This is a genomic window from Flavobacterium sp. H4147, from assembly GCF_029360735.1.
Classification (GTDB): domain Bacteria; phylum Bacteroidota; class Bacteroidia; order Flavobacteriales; family Flavobacteriaceae; genus Flavobacterium; species Flavobacterium endoglycinae.
Genome location: NZ_JARKNB010000001.1, coordinates 1,272,785 through 1,291,626 on the forward strand (window position 1 = coordinate 1,272,785; position 18,842 = coordinate 1,291,626).

Consider the following 18,842-nt stretch of genomic DNA (forward strand, 5'->3'; position numbering starts at 1 on the left):
AAAATATATTTTAGATGAAAATCAATAGTAATCACAAAAGCACTTTATATAGTGCTTAGTGCCAATATCGATTAGTTTATAACCAACGTTCCAACCAAACTTGAGGCAACAGCATAACCACTGTTGTTATAAGTTCCAGCGTACGTTCCAAAGGTAGTAGCACCTTTAAGTCTTTCAACCGTTCTGGCTCTTATAGAAATAGTATATTTAGTTCCTTTACTTACAGGAATTACGACATATATTTTAGATGATGTTGCCCACTCTTTTCCTCCATTAGCATAATCTGTTGGGTTTCCTGGGGCAATATTTGTAGCTATAGCAAATGGACTGTTATTACCACCAGGAGAGACTCCATTTATATAAAGTACCATCCAAGTTTTAGCCATGATAGGACCAGGACCTGCATACGTTCCTCCAGTAATTATACTATATAATGAAGCATCAAGAATTAAAGTTCCGCTTGCAGTAGGGATATAGTCATAATTAGATAATCCAGGAACGTCAGAATAAACATCTGAATTATAAGCGGATGTTCCAGTACTTCTTAGTATAAATTGTGGTACCATAGCGCCTTTAATTTGATTTAAAGATTTCCAAATGACATTACCGCTGGCATCTAGAGCGGTAGCGACTTGATCTGCAGCAACTCCAGTTCCATCTGTACCTTTTGTTATTTGGGCTGCGGTTATCGTCGTTTTAGAAGTGGTTTCATCTATCGATAAAGGAGTGGTTCCGTTAGAGTTGGTAATATTAAAAACACCATTGTTTTTATTTAAAGTAATCGTGTTGAGGTTTGATGTCGTTTTATCAGCAAACTGAAGATCGCTTTTTAAATAAATAGTTTTGGCATTATTAATATCATTATTGTTCATGTTTAAGTTCATCGTCGCGGTGTGATTTCCTAAATTATCACCTGCAGCGCTTCGGGCTATTGTTTTTATAACCCCTGTATTATCAGCTACCACAATATTGTCTGATGTACCTCCTGCCTGTAAACCGTTTAATTTTAAAGGATTTATGGTAGCCGAATTATTCGAAACTTCCAATGCTGCAGATGGATTAATGGTTCCCATACCAATACGGTTATTTTTGGCATCAACAAATAAATGTATTTGTCCTTGGTTAATGGCAGCTCCTGAAGAATCAAAATTGTTGAAAAGTTGGGATTTTAATACAAAGTTGTCAAAACCAGCTGTACCAAAATATCTACCGTTACCTCCCATACCGAAGTACCATTGTCTACGTGAACCGTTTGGTTGTCCATCCAAAAGATACATACCCATACCTTGTCCTCCGCTATCTACTTGTTGGTTTTCAAAGATTAATCTGCTAGATGTCCAATTAACCCTGCTGCTGGTGATGTGTACATCGTCTACCACATCAAGCATGTATTTTGGAGTGCTGCCGTATGCAGGATTGGTTGCTAAACCAATTCCTGTGAATCCGTTGGCGCCAGTAACGCGAATTCTTTCGGCAGAGTTGGTTTTAAAAACCAAATCTTTGTTATCAAGAGTTCCCAAGAAATTGGTTCCCGCTGTAGTTCCTGAGTTACCAGTAATTTTCCAAGTTGGGGCAATAAGAGCATCAGGAGTTATGGTTGTTTTTAAAACTCCTGTATTATCGGCCAATATAATTTTATCGGTTGCTGTGTTTCCGGTTTGCAACCCGTTTAGTTTAAGCGGGTCTGCAGCTGCCGTAACTTCGAGAGCGGTGGTTGGCGTAGCGGTTCCAATACCAATAAAACCAGTGCTTAACATACGCATTCTTTCAACTCCATTGGTTTTGAACACAATTGGGTTGGCATCTGTAGTACCTAAGAAATTGGTCGTAGCACTAATTCCTGCATTACCCGTAATTCTCCAAGCATTGGCAATTAAACTGGCAGTTGTTGTTTTTTTCAAAACCCCTGTTGTAGGATCGTTTACCAAGATATTGTCTGAGGAACTCCCATCCTGAAGTCCTAATATCGCTAAAGTAAAAGCACTTGTTGTAGTTAAAACCGAAGGTTGTGTTAAAGAACCTCCAAGCTGGATATATCCGTTTGTGGCCGTTAAACCATTATTTACGTAGGGATTAATATTTACAATTTCTCCAAACTTAGTTACGACAGGTTTAGTTTGTGCCATCATAAACCCGCTGCTTATTAGTAGCAGAAGTGTAATTTTCTTCATAACATGAAATTATTTAAGATTAAAATCAACATTTTGGCGCAAAAGTACCTCTGTTTCATTGCTATAATATCCTCAATACGGTTTTTAAATAATAATAAAAGACAAGATTTATAAAGCGAAAGCCCCATATAAAAAATATGAGGCTTTCTGAGTTTGAGTAAGTAAAGTATTGGTTTGTTGTTTTCTTTTTGAAGAATTGGTGTTTAATAAATAACTAAATAGTTAACCCAATACGTGTTTGAAGGTCCAGGCATGATACCTACAAACTTTATTGAAAAACTGCTGCCTGGAACTCGTGCTCCTTCCATTACAGAAAAAACGAAAGGGGCTGTTCCAGTAGGGTCTTGAATGGTTAACATTACAGAAGAAGCAGCGGTTATGTTGGGATCATTTACCGTAAGTGTACCCGTACCATCACATTGAACACGTCCACTACTCATAGCCATACTTTTATGAACGACTCCATTGGTGTCTACGGTTAATATCTTATCGGTTTTCGCACCTGTTTGTAAACCATCTAGTTTAAGCGGGTTTGCAGTAGAATTTATCTCTAAAGTGTTTGCAGGGTTAATGGTATTAATACCTATACGGTTGTTTTTGGCATCAATATAAAAATGCGGACTAACACCAGCACTAAGCGCTCCGGCATAACCAGAGTTTACAACATCTGTTAATCCAGAACTTATGATAAAGTTATCATTTCCACCTGTACCTTGAGCCAGATAAGCTTTACCCAAATACCACTGTCTGCGTGATCCAGTAGACTGTCCGTCTAGCATAAATATACCAAGTGCATTATTTGGAGTATTACCTTGATTTTCTAAAATCAATCTGGTAGAAGCACCTGCTCGTTGGCTTGAAATATGAATATCATCTATTACATCTAACATATAATTGGGTGTAGTTCCTGTAGTGTTATTACCTGTTGCAAGCCCAATACCCATAAATCCATTAGTTCCTACACGTACTCTTTCGTTATTTGATGTTTTAAAAACAAGGTCATTATTATCCGTTGTACCTAAGAAATTAGTCGAAGCGTTAGTTCCTGCATTGCCTGTTAAACTCCAGTCTGGACTGGTTGTTGGCAGCCATTGTGTACCATTGTACATCAATCTTGCTCCCGTAACGGCTCCTGTTGTAGTACCTAGTGGCGAACCGTTTATTTTAGCTACTGTAGAAGCGGCTAATGTTCCTGTAACATCTCCCGCAATAGGTAAGGTAGATAAATTAACCGTTGGCGCAATGCCATTTACAGTACTCGTTAATGTACTTCCCGAAAGACCTAAAGTATGTGTAGTACCCGCTGCCACAATACTGCTAACAGTTTGCTGGCGCACAACGCCGCTTGCATTAACGGTTAGCAACTGGTCTGAGGTTGCGCCTGTTTGTAAACCGTTTAATTTTAAAGGATTTGCAGAAGCGGTAACTTCAAGTGCTGTAGTTGGAGTAGTAGTTCCAATACCAATAAATCCAGTACTCAGCATACGCATTCTTTCTACTGAGTTGGTTTTAAAAATAAGATTCTGTGCGTCAGTAGTTCCAATAAAATTGGCAGCAGAGGTTCCTGTGTTACCCTTAAGCGTCCAAGCATTGGCGATGAGATCGTTTGATGCTACTTTTTTTAAGATTCCCGTCGCAGTATCGTTTACCAAAATACTATCTAAGGCAGTGCCTGTTTGAAGTCCAAGTATTTTTAAGGTATTACTGGGCGAAGTTTTTAAAGCAGAAGGATGCGTTAAAGGACCTCCAAGCTGTATATAACCATTGTTGGCTTCCAAACCATTGTTTACAAAAGGATTAATATTTACAATTTCCCCAAATTTGGTTACCACTTGTTTGGTCTGCGCCATTATAAACCCGCTGCTCAGTAAGAGCAGTAGTGTAATTTTCTTCATGATATAAAAATTATTTTAGTTTAAAAATTAGCATTTCGGGGCAAATGTATTTTGGCGTTTTGGGGTTGATGTCCTCAATACGGTTTTTAAATATTAATAAAAGACAATATCAACAAGTAAAGCCCCATAAACCTAATTATGGAGCTTTTGAGAATTAATTAATTACAGTAAGGTTTTGGTTTATTGTAGATTTTGCAATAATGTTGCAAAAAATGAAATTTATCTTTAGTCGAGAATTAAAGTACCTGTTATAGACGATGGAGCAGAAAAACCATTTGTCTCATATGTTCCTGTATAACCTCCATAGACTCCAGATGATTTTGGTTCCATGTTTCTGGCTTGCACCGTAATCTTGTATGTTGTTCCTTTTGTTACTTTAAATTTGGTTGTAATGTTGGTTGGGGTGGTCCACATCAACGCCGAAGAAGTAAACAAGTTAGAGTTTGGTGTTGTAATACTAGCGGCTCCGTATGAAACAGGCGTACCGTCTATAAGAACTACCATCAGGCTTCGGGTAGCAGCAGCACTCGAAGAGGAAGGTGCAAGAAGCATGCTGTATAATTCTGTTTGAAGTAGTAATGTACCGTCATCAGTAGCAGTATACGAATAATTGGCTAATCCCGGAACATCATTAAAAGTAGTCGAATTAGCAATTGACTGTCCTGTACTTTCAATATAAAACTGGTGCAGCATTAAGCCCTTAATATTTACGATTTCACCAAATTTGGTTACCACAGATTTATCTTGCTGCGCCATCATAGCCACACTGCTAAAGAACAGCATTAGTATAATTTTTTTCATGATCTAAAACTATTATAGATTAAAATTGAATTTCGATGCAAAATTATTTCTGTCTTATCCACGATACAGCCTGTAGAAGGTTTTATTTTGTTAGAATAGGGTTTTTTTGAGTTTTTTAGTATCAGTTTTCAGTCTCGGTTTTCAGTCACAGTCACAGTTTTCAGTCGCAGTTTTCAGTCTCGGTTTTCAGTCTCAGTCGCAGTGGTCAGTCTCAGTGTTCAGTCTTTCTTCTTTCTTCTTTCTTCTTTTTTCTTTAAAGCCGCAGTATTCAGTCTTTCTTCTTTCTTCTTTCTTCTTTTCTCTTTAAAGTCACAGAAAGCCCTAGAAGGGCGGTATATCTATAGAAACAAAACGCCAAATACAAAAAAGCCCCATCGGGGCGATATATTTCGATATTTATGAATGCATGTATAGAACATGTCGCCCCTACGGGGCTTATTTTGATTTACGTTATTATTTTCTATAGATATACCGCCCTTCTAGGGCTTTCTGGAAATAATATGACGACTTGTAAGAGGAAAGAGGCAAGACTGACTGACTACTGCGGCTTTAAAAAGAGGAAAGAAGCAAGAGGCAAGATTGAAAACTGAAAACCGAGACTGACCACTGTGACTAAAAACTGAGACTGAAAACCGAAAACTGCGACTAAAAAAACTACGGCAGAATAGTATAGTTTACATATGAATTAGTAGGAGGTGCTGTGCTATACAGAACGGTAAAACCAGAACCAGCAGTGCGTGTTCCCAGCGCCACGCTGATTACGCTTCCATTTGATGGTGTTTCGTAAGTCAGACTTATGGTGGCAGTTGAGGTTACGTTGGCATCATTAATTACCTGCGATACGGCATTGGCACAAGAAACACGACCTTTTATAATTGGCATTTTACGAACAACTCCATTGTTATCGACGGTTAACATTTGATCTGTTGAAGATCCAGTTTGTAGTCCGTTTAATTTTAGCGGGTTTAGTGAAGTTGTAGTAGAAGAAACTTCCAGAGATGTCGATGGGTTTACGGTTCCAATACCAATTCTATTGTTAATTCCATCTACATACAAATGATAGGCTCCAACACCATTTTGTGCCAGCGAATAATTTAAGGCATCTGTTTGCATGGATTTCAATACAAAAGAACTTTTTGCGCCAGTACCAACATTATCGTATGGTTTTCCAAAGAACCATTCTCTTCTGGAACCATTGTCTTGTCCGTCTAGCAGATACGTTCCGCTTCCTTGCGCACCACCCCAGTCAATTTGCTGGTTTTCGAATATAAGTCGGCCAGAAGTATAATTGACTCTGTTACTATAAATGTGAATATCATTGGCTACGTCGAGTGCGTATTTTGGCGTTGTGCCATATGTGGTTACCTGAGATAATCCAACTCCTAAAAAGCCATTAGCGGCTAAGCGTAATCGTTCTGCTCCAGAGGTTTTGAAAATCAAGTCTCTTGAATCGGTCGTTCCAATAAAATTGTTGTCGGGATCAGTTCCGGAATTTCCTTTTACACCCCAATAATAAGGCGTAAATGCCGAAGCGGAAATCATTTTCAGTACGCCAGAAGAAGCGTCGGTAACCAGAACGTTGTCAGTTCCCAAACCAGTCTGCAGACCTGAGAATGCTAAAGTAAAACTGGATGTTGTAGTGAGGACAGAAGGTTTTGTTAAAGCACCTCCTAATTGAATATATCCATTTGTAGCGGTTAAACCATTATTGACAAAAGGATGAATGTTGACGATTTCTCCAAATTTAGTTACAACGGATTTGGTTTGCGCCATCATAAATCCGCTGCTAAGAAGCAGGGCTATTATAATCTTTTTCATGATACAAAATGTTTTGGTGGTATTAATTTTCATTGCAAAATTATTTCAGTATCAGATGTTTAAGGTTCCGTAGAAGTTTTTTTTCTATTAAAATAGGTTTTTTTTGGTTTTTAGTTTTTTAGTCTTGGTTTTCAGTCTCAGTCTCAGTATTCAGTCTCAGTTTTTAGTCTCGGTTTTCAGTATTCAGTCTTGCTTCTTGCTTCTTTCCTCTTTCAAGTCGCAGTATTCAGTCACAGTATTCAGTCTTTCTTCTTTCTTCTTTCCTCTTTAAAGTCGCAGAAAGCCCCAGCGGGGCGACATATTTATAAACAATTACATAATGCATTGTGATCAAATGTCGCCCCGATGGGGCTTTTGTGTGGATATACGTATTTTCTATAGATATTTTACCCTTCTAGGGCATTCTGCGACTGAATACTGAGACTGCGACTAAAAACTACGACTGAAAACTGCGACTAAAAACTCAATACTAAAAACCTACCCGCAGCCGCAATCCGTGCCGCCGCCGCAATCCTTTTTCTTTTTGGATTTGAAAAAGAATTTTTTGACTAGATAAGCAACGGCTAGCCCTAATATCGTAAAGGCAATAATTTCTTGAAACATAACTTTTTATTTTAAAAGCTGATATGCAATTAATGCGGCAAAATAAGCCAATCCGCTCATGAACACTAACTGCATAGCAGGCCATTTCCACGAGTTCGTTTCTTTTTTGGTAATCGCCAATGTACTCGCGCACTGCATGGCAAAAGCATAAAACAGCAGTAAGGAAATCCCCGTTGGAAAATCAAAAACTTTCTTTCCAGTATCTGGACGAATTTCTGCCTGCATTTTGCTTTTTATGGTCGATTCGTTGTCGGTATCACCAACGCTGTAAATGGTTGCTAAAGTTCCAACGAAAACTTCACGCGCTGCAAACGAACTGATTAAAGCAATACCAATTTTCCAATCGTAACCCAAAGGTTGAATAACGGGTTCGATGGCGCGTCCCATTAATCCGATATAAGAGTTCTCTAGTTTTTGAGAATTGACTTCGTTTTCAAACTGGGTTTCATCTAGAGTGGTATTGGCAAATCTTTCTTTTACAATGTTTTCGGCATCATTAAATTCTTTCCCCGGACCGTAAGAAGCCAAGAACCATAAAATGATCGAAATTGCCAAAATGATTTTCCCAGCTCCGGCAATAAATGCCTTTGTTTTTTCTACTACATTGATGCCGACGTTTTTGAAAAGCGGCATTTTGTAACTTGGCATTTCAACCACGAAATAGGTTTTCGATTCTAATTTTAAAACCTTATTTAAAATATAAGCAGACAAAATCGCGGCAGAGAATCCTAAAACGTACAACGCCATTAAGGTTAATCCTTGAACATTTAGAAATCCGAAAACGCGTTTGCTCGGTACCACAAGCGAGATGATAATGGCATACACGGGTAATCGTGCCGAACAGGTCGTAAACGGTGTTACCAAAATTGTAATCAAACGTTCTTTCCAGTTTTCGATATTTCGGGTTGCCATAATTGCCGGAATTGCACAGGCCGTTCCCGAAATCAAAGGCACAACGCTTTTTCCAGAAAGCCCGAATCGGCGCATGATTTTATCCATCAAAAATACCACACGGCTCATATAACCGCTTTCTTCCAAAATTGAAATGAACAAGAACAGCACGGCAATCTGCGGAATGAAAATAACCACACCGCCAATTCCCGGAATAATTCCCTGCGAAAGTAAATCGGTTAAAATACCACTTGGCAATGTTTCGGCTGCCCAGCTGCTTAAAGAAGCAAAAGTGCCATCAATAAAATCCATTGGAATGGTTGACCAGCTGAAGATTGATTGAAAGATCAGGAATAAAATCGCAAAGAAAATAACATAACCCCAAATTTTGTGCGTAAGAATGCGGTCTAATTTGGCGCGGACATCTTTTGCCATCGAGGCATCGACTTTTAATCCTTCTTTTAAAACATCATTGATAAATTGGTACCGTTTGATGGTTTCCTTTTGCTGAAGGCGTTTTAGTTCAGAATGTGATTTGGTTAAAGTGCTTCGGATTTCATTTCGGTCTAAGTTAGAGAAATTGACATCCTGCGTAATTACCAGCCACAATTTATACATTAATTGATTTGGAAAAGCATGCTGTAGTTTTTGAAAATACTCGGGATCAATTACCGAAGCATTTAAACAGGGTTCGTGCGGAATGGTTTTATAAGAAACGATGAGTTCTTTTAATTTTTCAATTCCGTGTCCTTTTCGTGAACTCACTAAAGCAATCTTAGTTTTTAGTTTTTCTTCTAAATACGGAATGTCCAGCGAAATTCCTTTACGTTCCATACGATCCGACATGTTGATGACTAAAATCGTGGGAATTTCAAGGTCTTTTATCTGGGTGTAAATCAGTAAATTTCTTTTTAGATTCTCCACATCAGTAACCACTACGGCAACGTCTGGATATAATTTGTCGTTTTTATTTAGTAAAAGTTCAATAACTACACTTTCGTCCATCGAGCTGGCGTTCAAACTGTAGGTTCCGGGTAAGTCTAGAATATTGGCTTTTACATTATTAGGTAACTTGCAGAAACCCATTTTTTTCTCTACCGTAATTCCTGGGTAATTTCCCACTTGCTGGTTAAGACCTGTTAACTGGTTGAAGACAGATGTTTTTCCGGTATTTGGATTTCCAATAAGGGCAACATTGATATTCTGAACGCTCATTATAAATTGTTTTGGATAAGTTCAACTTCAATTTCGCGAGCGGTTTCAATACGAATCGCAACATGCGATCCGTTTATGTCCAGATATAAAGGATCTCCAAAAGGGGCAATTTGTAGCAATTCGACTACGCTGCCCGGCAGACAACCCATTTCTAATAATTTTAATGGAATAAGATCTATATCAAAATCTTTGATAATGGCTTTGTCGCCTTTTTTCAGAGTGTGTATAGTATTTTGCAAGCTTATTTAGATTGAGTTTAGATTGCAAAAATAGGTAATTATTATCTATTAAAAGATAATTAACACTTGGACAAATGCTAAATGTTTCTAAAAAGAAGACTTTTTTACTCTTTTGATAAGAAATCTATGTCATCTAAAAGACGTTTGATTTCTTCTGGATTGGTTCCGTCGTAAAATCCGCGGACACGTCTTTTTTGGTCAACCAGTACAAAATTCTCGGTATGAACCATATCATACAACTGATCTGGTCTTCCTAATTTTACGGCCAGATAGGACTGGCGCGCCATTTTGTAAATTTCTTTTTTATCGCCCGTTACCAAATTCCACTTGCTGTCTACCACACCATATTTTACCGCATAGGCTTTTAAAACCGAAACACTATCCACTTCTGGGAAAACGGTGTGAGAAAGCAGCATTACTTTTGGGTTATTCAAAACTGCTTTTTGAACACCTGCCAGATTGGTTGACATTTTTGGACAGATAGATCCGCAGGTCGTAAAGAAGAAATCAGCAACATAAATTTTGCCTTCGTAATTTTTCTGGGTAATCGTATCGCCGTTTTGGTTTACAAACGAAAAATCGGCAATCGTATGGTATTTACTTTTATACTGAACCGTACTGTCGACCAATTCTGGATTTACATCGGCTGGATTGTAAATAGGTAAGTCTTTCTTTGGCTTTAAAGCCGAATAAAATAAAGATATCGTGATGGCAGAAAATACAATTAATACAATGAAGAATTTGCGGTATTTGTAAAGAAGCGATTTCATAAAAGTAATTTGGCGCAAAAGTACAAAAAGAGCGTTTTAAAAGCGGTAACTATAACGGCTTTTTAACAGAATGTATTTTAAGGCAGGTTGTTATACAATTTTGTGATGAGGTAAATTATTCAAAAAATTTTAACACGCACTTCCAAATATTCACAATATGTTTGTATAAACACTCGAAACGTATAAATAAATGAAAAAACAACTAAGTAACCCATTGTTTTGTGCTTTTTCGCTAATGCTGTCACTATCAGCTGCAAATGCACAAAATACTCCGGCAAAAGAGCCGGGCATCAACGTATCGTACATGAATACGGCGATTAGTCCAAGTCAAGATTTCTTTAAATATGTAAACGGAACGTGGCTGGACAAAACTGAAATTCCAAGTGATCGTACCACTTGGGGAAGTTTTAACGAGTTAATCAAAAGAACTGACAAAGATGTAATGACAGTTTTAAAAGATGCTTCGAAAAATCCTCAATACAAATCAAATACCGATCAAGGAAAAGCAATCAACTTATTTAATACCTATTTAGATTCTATCGGAAGAAATAAAAAAGGAATTGAACCTTTAAAACCGTATTTAAAAAAAATCGATGCGATTAAAAATGTAGCTGATGTTCAGAAATATTTAATCGAAATGGAAAAAGAAGGCGGTTCGGGATTTTTTGGAATTTACATTGGTGCCGATGATAAAAACAGTTCTAAAAACTCCGTAACTCTTGCCCCAAGCGGACTTGGACTTCCAGATAAGGATTATTACACTTCTGAAGATAAAGATTCTAAAGAAAAACGTGCAAAATACGAATCGCATGTGGCTCGAATGCTTCAGTTTATTGGCGAATCTCCAGAAAAAGCAAAACAAAGCGCTGCCGAAATTTTAGCTTTAGAAACAGAATTGTCTAAGCCAAGGTTAAACCGAGTGGAAAGAAGAGACAGCCGTTTGCAATACAATCCAATGACGATTGCTGATGTTCAAAAAGTGACACCTGCCATTAAATGGAATGAGTATTTTACAGGTTTAGGAATTACTAAATTAGATACTGTAATTGTAAGCGAGCCAAAATACATGACTGCTCTGCAAACTGTTTTCAAAGAAAATAAAGTAGCACAGTGGAAAGAATATTTAAAATGGGATTTGCTGAATAGTAATGCCAGTAAATTGACCACTGAAATTGATAAAGCTAATTTCGATTTTTACAGCAAAACTCTTAGAGGCGCAATTAAACAGCTTCCTGCCGAAGAAAGAGCACTTAATTTAGTAAACGGAACAGTTGGTGAAGCACTTGGAAAACTGTATGTAGAAAAATTATTTCCTGCTGAAGCAAAAGAGAAAGCGCAGAAAATGATCCAGAATGTGATTTTGGCTTACAAAAACAGAATCAATGCTTTGGCTTGGATGTCTCCAGAAACAAAAGTAAAAGCGATTGAAAAACTGAACAAAATCACCATCAAAATTGGATATCCTGATAAGTGGAAAGATTATTCGGCATTAACGATTAAAAGTGTTGCTGAAGGCGGAACGTATTTTGATAACATGAAAAACGTATCAAAATGGAATTTCCAAAAAGGAATTGAGAAACTAAACAAACCAGTTGATAAAACAGAATGGGGAATGTCTCCTCAAACGGTAAATGCATATTACAATCCATCGTATAACGAAATTGTATTCCCAGCTGCGATTTTACAACCGCCTTTCTACAATTACCAAGCTGACGAAGCGGTTAATTATGGTGGAATTGGTGCTGTAATTGGCCATGAAATCTCTCACGGATTTGACGATTCTGGTGCACGATACAATGCTGAGGGAAATTTAGTAGACTGGTGGACAGAACAAGACTTGAAACAATTTACAGAATTAGGAACTAAACTGGCAGATCAATATAGTGCTTTGGAACCGCTTCCGGGAATTCACGTAGATGGTAAATTTACATTGGGTGAAAACATTGGAGATTTAGGCGGAATCAACGCGGCTTACGACGGTTTACAATTGTATTTGAAAGCAAACGGAAATCCGGGCTTGATTGACGGATTTACGCCCGAACAGCGTTTCTTTATTTCTTGGGCTACGGTTTGGAGAACGAAAACAAGAGACGAAGCGATTAAAAATCAAGTAAAAACAGATCCGCACTCTCCAGGAATGTACAGAGCGTATGTGCCAATTCAGAACGTGGATGCTTTTTATGATGCTTTCGGAATCAAAAAAGGAGATAAAATGTATGTTGAACCGGAAAAACGAGTTAAAATCTGGTAATCAAAATATAAAATACTAAAAACGGCGCTTTCATTAAGCGTCGTTTTTTATTCTTCAAAAGTTTCAATTAACAAATAAAATCTAATTTGATCTGCTTTAATCTGCAAAATCTGCGTGAAATACTTTTGTGCATCGTTTTTTTCACGCAGATTTTGCAGATTAAAGCAGATTTGCACAGATTTGAATTTAAGCTCCTGCGTAAAATCGATAACTAATAAGTTCAGTCAAAGGTTGTAATTTAAATAGTATTCTTACAAATCAATTATTTTAAAATTTTAACATTGAAATCAAAATAATAACAATATGTTTGTAATTGTACCAAAAAATGAAATAAAAATGATTAAAAAGCTTTCTAAACCGATGTTTTGTGTGGTTTCTGTAATGTTTTCATTAACTGCAGTTCAGGCGCAAGATGCAAAGCCAAAAGAACCTGGAATTGATGTTTCTAACATGGATCCTAAAGTAAGTGCCAAACAGGATTTTTTCCGTTATGTAAACGGTGCCTGGCTTGATAAAACTGAAATTCCAAGCGATAGAAATTCTTGGGGAGGTTTTAATGAACTTCGTCAAAAAACAGACAATAATGCTTTAGCTATTTTAAAAGAAGCTTCAAAAGATCCCAAGTATAAATCGAATACAGATCAAGGAAAAGCGATTGCCTTGTATAATACGATTTTAGATACTATTGGCAGAAACAAAAGAGGAATTACACCGCTTAAACCGTATTTGAAAAAAATCGATGCCATTAAAAATGTAGCCGATCTTCAAAACTACATAACAGAAATGCAGCTTGCAGGAGGTTCAGGTTTTTTTGGCGTGTATGTGGGAGCTGATGCTAAAAACAGTAATAAAAATGCTGTTACGCTAAGTCCGGGAACTTTAGGATTATCGGATAAAGATTACTACAATTCTGATGATAAAGATTCTAAAGAAAAACGTGAGAAATACGAAGTTCACGTAGCGAGAATGATGCAGTTTATTGGAGAATCTCCAGCGAAAGCAAAAGAAAGTGCCAAACAAATCGTGGCTTTAGAAGTGGAAATGTCTACACCAAGATTGGATCGTGTAGAGAGAAGAGATAGAAGAAAACAATACAATCCAACAGCAGTTGCTGATTTGAAAAAGAATACACCTTCTATTGAATGGGAAAAGTATTTCACAGGAATTGGAATGACAAAACTAGATACGGTAAATGTTGCGCAGCCTCGTTATATGATCGCTTTGGAAAAAACGTTAACCGAAAAGAAAGTAGAAGCTTGGAAAGAATATTTGAAATGGTCTTTATTAAACAAATCTGCTTCAACTTTAACGACAGAGATTGAAAATGCAAATTTTGATTTCTACGGAAAAACATTAACAGGAGCTTTAAAACAGCGTCCGCGCGAAGAAGTTGCTTTGCAGGTAATCAACGGAGCAACGGGAGAAGCTTTAGGAAAATTGTATGTAGAAAAATTATTTCCTGCTGAAGCAAAAGCAAAAGCGAAAGACATGATTGCGAATGTCATGTTAGCTTATGAAAATAGAATCAATGCTTTGCCTTGGATGTCTAAAGAAACTAAAGCGAAAGCCATTGAGAAACTGAACAAATTGACGGTTAAGATTGGATATCCAGATAAATGGAAAGATTATTCAAAATTAGAACTTAAAAATGTAGACGAAGGCGGGACTTATTTTGATAATATGAAAAGTTTAGCAAAATGGGCTTATGCTGAAAATCTTGCAAAACTTGGAAAACCAGTTGATAAAACAGAGTGGGGAATGTCTCCGCAAACGGTTAATGCTTACTTTAATCCTTCGTATAACGAAATTGTATTTCCAGCAGCAATCTTACAGCCGCCTTTCTACAATTACCAAGCTGATGAGGCAGTGAATTATGGTGGAATTGGAGCTGTAATTGGCCACGAAATCTCTCATGGGTTTGACGATTCTGGAGCACGTTACAATGCTGACGGAAATCTTGTAGACTGGTGGACTCCAGAAGATCTAAAACAATTTACAGCTCTTGGCGGTCAATTGGCAGCGCAATACAGCGCATTAGAACCGCTTCCTGGAATTTTTGTAGATGGTAAATTTACATTAGGCGAAAATATCGGAGATTTAGGTGGAACTAATGCTGCTTACGATGGTTTACAATTGTATTTGAAAAAGCATGGAAATCCAGGTTTAATTGACGGATTTACTCCAGAGCAGCGTTTCTTTATTTCGTGGGCGACAGTCTGGAGAACTAAATCTCGTGACGAAGCTATTAAAAGTCAGGTGAAAACAGATCCGCACTCTCCAGGAATGTACAGAGCGGTTGTACCTATTAAAAACTTAGATGCTTTTTATGAAGCATTCGGAATTACAAAAGGAGATCCAATGTTCTTAGAACCTGAAAAACGAGTTAAAATCTGGTAACATATTGAAATTGAAAACGGCGCTTATTGAGCGCCGTTTTTTTATAAGAATGTGTCAAATTATTTTAAATGACTGTAAATGTATGTTTCAATTGCTTTTAATTCTTCATCAGACATTTCCTGAGTAACCGCAAAATTGGTTTTCATAACCGCAAACTGACTCGGATCGACAATGGGTTCTGCTTTTCCTTTTAAGAAAGTAACAATATCGCCTTTTTTGTCTTTGTAGGTTTTTGCAATTTCCTGAATACTCGGGCCAATAATTTTTTGATCCGGCTGATGGCAGGAAGTACAATTTCCTCTTCCTTCAAATAGTTCTTTTCCTAAAGCTTCAGGTGTTGCCACTTTTGATGGTTCAGCTTCTGTATACGATTCGTTAGTTTGAGTATTGTTTTCAGCAGAAACTTCTTTTTTACAAGAGACAAAAGCTAAAACGGCAGCTAAAAATAAAACCTTTTTCATTTTATTTCTTTAAAAGGATGGCTGCTTCTTTAGCAAAATAAGTCGAAATAAGATTAGCACCGGCACGTTTAATGCACATTAACTGCTCCATCATAATTTTATCGTTATCAAGCCAGCCTCTTTCGGCAGCGGCTTTAATCATGGCATATTCTCCAGAAACCTGATAAACGGTTACAGGAACATGTACGGTATTTTTAATTTCGCGAACAATATCCAAATAAGCAATTCCAGGTTTTACCATAACCATATCGGCACCTTCTTCAACGTCAGATAACGCTTCTTTAATGGCTTCAATACGGTTAGCATAATCCATTTGGTATGTTTTTTTATCTTTTGGAACAGCAACATCAGCTTCTTTTGGAGCAGAATCTAAAGCATCTCTAAACGGACCATAAAAAGCTGAAGCATATTTGGCAGCATAACTCATGATTCCAACATTTTGAAATCCTGCGGCATCTAAACCTTCGCGAAGGCGTAAAACACGACCGTCCATCATATCGCTTGGCGCCACAAAGTCGGCACCAGCTTCGGCGTGAGAAACCGCCATTTTTACTAAAGCGTCAACCGTACTGTCGTTTTCTACATCACCATTTGTTATAATTCCGTCATGTCCATAAATAGAATATGGATCTAAAGCCACATCGGGCATCACGATCATTTCTGGACAAGCTGCTTTTATGGCACGGATAGCTTGCTGCATTAATCCATTTGGATTCCAAGCTTCTTTTCCAGTATTGTCTTTTAGGTTTTCGCTCACCTTTACATAAATATTTACGGCGCGAATTCCTAAATCAAATAGTTCTTTTACTTCTTCAACCGTTAAATCTATAGATCTTCTAAAAATTCCCGGCATGGATGGAATTTCTACTTTTACATTTTCGCCTTCAGCAATAAACATAGGAAACATGAAATCCGAAGGACTTAAACTGGTTTCGCGAACTAAAGAACGAATTGATTCATTTACTCTTAATCTTCTGCCTCTTTGTAATGGGAACATATAATTTTAGATTTTAGATTTTAGATTTTAGATTTTTATCTGATTCAGTGAAAAAGATTGATACATCTTTGTTTCTAAAACGGTAATTGTTTTTTTATTTTTTTGAAGTTGTGCTGCTTTTTACAAGCGTTGCAAAGTTATGGAAAAAGGAACAGAATTAAGCCTTTAGCTTATTATAGAATCCGTTAATATTATCTAAAAATTTAGATTTTTTGTAGTTGATTTTAGTTTAAGCCGAAGAAATGGCTCTAAATAAAAGGAAACAAAAATCCCTGAAACATTTCAGGGATTTTATGATTTTTATTGAATGGAAGCTTGGTAAATCTCTTTAATCGAATTGCCAAGCTGGGTATTAAATTCGTCATCTGATTGGCCAGCGCTGAGTCCTTCCGATAATGCTCTTGAAAAACTCGCAATCAATCCGTGATTCTCGCTAAGTTTTTGGTTGGCATCTTCTCGAGAATAGCCACCAGAAAGTGCCACAACTCGTACCACATGAGGATCTGATAGTAAATCGCTGTAAAAATTATTTACCATTGGAATGGAAAGTTTCAGCATTACTTTTACATCTTTATCCAACGAGTTAAGCTGTTTTTGGATTTCATCTTTCAAAATTTGTTCTGACTTTTCTTTATCGGCACTGTAAATATCAACTTCGGGTTCGATTATTGGTACAAGTCCTTTTTCAAAAATCTGCAATCCAACTTCAAATTGCTGTTTTACCACTTCATGAATTCCTTTCGGATTTGCTTCTTTGATAACAGAACGCATTTTGGTTCCGAAAATCTTTCGTTCTACTGCTCGATCCAGCAATTCATTTAAATTAGAAATAGGTTTCATCAGTTGGACACCGTCGGCAGGTTCGGCTAATCCTTTGTCCACTTTTAAAAAAGGGACGATGTGTTTTTTCTCCCATAAATACTCTGCAGTCCATTGTCCGTCGATTTTACGGTCCATTGTATTTTCAAACAAAATAGCACCCAGAATATATTGGCTGTCGAAAGCCGGACTTTTGATAATTCGGGTTCTCATTTCATGTACAAGAGTGTACATTTCTTCTTCATTTGTATATTCGTTTTCTTGTACACCGTATTGTAGTAAAGCTTTTGGTGTGCTTCCGCCACTTTGATCTAATGCTGCAATAAATCCTTTTCCAGAATGCATAAGACGTAACTGCTCATCATTTATATTTTTCATAACCATGAATTTTAGTTTGTATAAATCTCTGTAATTTAAGCATTTTAATTGGGCTTGATGCTTATTTTTAAGTTAAGATTTCTTACAGACCTATTTTTTCATTGACTTTGTCATAGACTTCTTTTACCTTTTTTGGAGGATCGAATCGGTAACCAACAGAGAGTTTTACAGTAGCAATGTTGTCATTTAATCTTGGATCGACTTTATCATCTTGTGCAAAACTTACGGTATTCAGACTTGCAAAACCAAAGAATCGATCTTTGTTGTATGCCAATTTTAAATTGAAATCGGCTTGATACAAAGCTGAGGTGTCGCCATCAATATCGTTCAGTCCTGCTCCTAAAGCAATTCCCGCTCCAATTAAAACGCGGTCACTAATTACGAAATTATAAAAGTAGGCAGGAGCCAATGTAAAGACATACATGTCTCCAGGAGAAGAATCGGGAGTATTTAAATCTAAATTGGTATAATAAAAAGAAAATGACGGAATGAAACTTCCAGAACTTTTTGTCTGCCACTCATTTTGACTAACCAAGGTCTTAAACGAGAATTTGTCATTGAAAACATATGAAGTCGATCCGCCAATTTTGGTGGTGCGCATTTTAGGCAGTTGTGCCGTTGAATTATTGTCGCTTATATAAAATCCTTTTTGATTGATAAAGGTGAAGGACTGCATCCATTTTTTATAATAAAATCGAGTGTTGAAATTAAAGTGTTTGGAATTGGAATCGCCCTTATTTGCTCCAAGAAATTTCGGTGCAAACGCTATACTAATGTCAATAATTTTATAATTCAGGTTGAAACCAATCTGTTCTCTTCTATTCGGAATAAGACTAACGTATATTTTCGGATCCTGCGTATCTGAGGCGATCTGAAAACTATTTGAAGTATCTAGATAATAAGAGCTGATGGTAACTTTATCACTATATGATTTAAAATACGGATTCTGTAAAGTGTCGTTTTGAGCGAAACAGCTAAAAATACCAGCGAAGAATGCAATATAAATCAGTTTTAAACACATAGAAACATAGTTTTTAGATCATTTGAAAAAGACGTTTCACTCAAAATAATTCACATAGTGTATGTGAAAAAATCATGATTTTCTAAAATTACCTCTAAGATAGGTCTTTCATCTA

At 37.0% G+C, this 18,842-nt stretch carries 14 protein-coding genes; 2 read left to right on the plus strand and 12 right to left on the minus strand.

The window, feature by feature from the left end; translation table 11 throughout:
- Positions 1-71: 71 nt before the first annotated feature.
- The 8 genes from P2W75_RS05560 to P2W75_RS05595 form a co-directional block, all read right to left on the minus strand.
- Entirely contained in the window at positions 72-2,171 is a 2,100-nt protein-coding gene (locus P2W75_RS05560; RefSeq protein ID WP_276379369.1) for a hypothetical protein, read from the minus strand.
- 203 nt (positions 2,172-2,374) lie between these two features.
- Positions 2,375-4,066 (minus strand): hypothetical protein, encoded by a 1,692-nt coding sequence (locus tag P2W75_RS05565; RefSeq protein ID WP_276379370.1) that lies wholly within the window; start codon positions 4,064-4,066, stop codon positions 2,375-2,377.
- A 225-nt stretch (positions 4,067-4,291) separates the two neighbouring features.
- Positions 4,292-4,867 carry a hypothetical protein gene (locus P2W75_RS05570; RefSeq protein WP_276379371.1) on the minus strand — a complete coding sequence of 192 codons (576 nt, stop codon included), beginning with the start codon at positions 4,865-4,867 and terminating at the stop codon, positions 4,292-4,294.
- A gap of 654 nt (positions 4,868-5,521) precedes the next feature.
- Positions 5,522-6,685: a hypothetical protein gene (locus P2W75_RS05575; protein ID WP_276379373.1), complete on the minus strand. Its 1,164-nt coding sequence runs from the start codon at positions 6,683-6,685 to the stop codon at positions 5,522-5,524.
- A gap of 477 nt (positions 6,686-7,162) precedes the next feature.
- Positions 7,163-7,288, minus strand: a complete 126-nt coding sequence (locus P2W75_RS05580) for a FeoB-associated Cys-rich membrane protein (protein ID WP_276379375.1) — start codon at positions 7,286-7,288, stop codon at positions 7,163-7,165.
- Between the two features lie 6 nt (positions 7,289-7,294).
- Complete coding sequence (feoB, locus tag P2W75_RS05585) at positions 7,295-9,394, minus strand: ferrous iron transport protein B (RefSeq protein ID WP_276379377.1); 2,100 nt, start codon at positions 9,392-9,394, stop codon at positions 7,295-7,297.
- Entirely contained in the window at positions 9,394-9,633 is a 240-nt protein-coding gene (locus tag P2W75_RS05590) for a FeoA family protein (protein ID WP_276379379.1), read from the minus strand. Before P2W75_RS05590 ends, feoB begins: the two co-directional genes overlap by 1 nt.
- A gap of 104 nt (positions 9,634-9,737) precedes the next feature.
- Positions 9,738-10,403, minus strand: a complete 666-nt coding sequence (locus P2W75_RS05595; RefSeq protein ID WP_207298513.1) for an SCO family protein — start codon at positions 10,401-10,403, stop codon at positions 9,738-9,740.
- A gap of 190 nt (positions 10,404-10,593) precedes the next feature.
- Here P2W75_RS05595 and P2W75_RS05600 point away from each other — a divergent pair, with 190 nt between their 5' ends.
- Both P2W75_RS05600 and P2W75_RS05605 read left to right on the plus strand, forming a co-directional pair.
- The gene (locus tag P2W75_RS05600) at positions 10,594-12,654 is read left to right on the plus strand and encodes a M13 family metallopeptidase (RefSeq protein ID WP_276379381.1); all 2,061 of its coding nucleotides are present in this window, start codon (positions 10,594-10,596) and stop codon (positions 12,652-12,654) included.
- A 336-nt stretch (positions 12,655-12,990) separates the two neighbouring features.
- Entirely contained in the window at positions 12,991-15,051 is a 2,061-nt protein-coding gene (locus P2W75_RS05605; RefSeq protein ID WP_276379909.1) for a M13 family metallopeptidase, read from the plus strand.
- Positions 15,052-15,110: 59 nt separating this feature from the next.
- On the opposite strand, the gene P2W75_RS05610 is transcribed toward P2W75_RS05605, so the two are convergent.
- The 4 genes from P2W75_RS05610 to P2W75_RS05625 all read right to left on the minus strand — a co-directional run bounded on the left by P2W75_RS05610 (position 15,111) and on the right by P2W75_RS05625 (position 18,727).
- Positions 15,111-15,512 carry a c-type cytochrome gene (locus P2W75_RS05610; protein ID WP_207298515.1) on the minus strand — a complete coding sequence of 134 codons (402 nt, stop codon included), beginning with the start codon at positions 15,510-15,512 and terminating at the stop codon, positions 15,111-15,113.
- Position 15,513: 1 nt separating this feature from the next.
- On the minus strand, positions 15,514-16,509 hold the full coding sequence (gene hemB / locus P2W75_RS05615; RefSeq protein ID WP_207298516.1) for a porphobilinogen synthase: 996 nt from the start codon (positions 16,507-16,509) through the stop codon (positions 15,514-15,516).
- A 300-nt stretch (positions 16,510-16,809) separates the two neighbouring features.
- The gene (locus P2W75_RS05620; protein WP_276379910.1) at positions 16,810-17,697 is read right to left on the minus strand and encodes a fructose bisphosphate aldolase; all 888 of its coding nucleotides are present in this window, start codon (positions 17,695-17,697) and stop codon (positions 16,810-16,812) included.
- Between the two features lie 91 nt (positions 17,698-17,788).
- Positions 17,789-18,727, minus strand: coding sequence for a DUF4421 family protein (locus tag P2W75_RS05625; protein WP_276379384.1), 939 nt, complete (start codon positions 18,725-18,727; stop codon positions 17,789-17,791).
- Between the last annotated feature and the right edge of the window lie 115 nt (positions 18,728-18,842).